The sequence below is a fragment of the Chromohalobacter sp. HP20-39 genome, from assembly GCF_033052815.1.
GTDB lineage: Bacteria > Pseudomonadota > Gammaproteobacteria > Pseudomonadales > Halomonadaceae > Chromohalobacter.
The window spans coordinates 1-380 of the sequence record NZ_JAWHTP010000264.1 but is presented as its reverse complement, the minus strand read 5'-3'; the positions used below and the strand labels follow the sequence as shown (position 1 = coordinate 380).

Genomic DNA, 380 nt, shown 5'->3' with positions numbered 1-380 from the left:
CAGCCTCAAATTGGGGCGCCGGGTGTCGTTCTATCGGTGTGCGGCTCTCGATCAATGGCTGAGGCTGGAGGCCGATCCCGACGTTCAGCGTTTTTGCGAAAGGCCTGGGTTCATCCTAGTGGGCGGACAGCGACACTTGGCCGAGTTCTGGGTCCGTTATGAAACTCGGGACGAGTTGGTGTTGCTCTCAGAGTCAGACGACGAGGGCATGGTCGTCGACAAAGGGCGCCAACTGGACGACTCAGAGATCGATATTCGTGTGGTGCCGCCGGCAGAACTCGCTGCATCCCGAGTCTGGATCGACAACTGGCAACGGATGTTACCCACGATCGTGGCCAATCGCGGCTTGCCAGCGGCGAGTCTGCTGACAGCGATCCGGC

At 60.3% G+C, this 380-nt stretch carries 1 protein-coding gene; it reads left to right on the top strand.

Annotated elements, in window-relative coordinates:
* Positions 1–136: 136 nt before the first annotated feature.
* Positions 137–380: hypothetical protein (locus tag RVY79_RS17910; RefSeq protein ID WP_317465863.1), on the top strand; the 244-nt coding region annotated here is incomplete at its 3' end.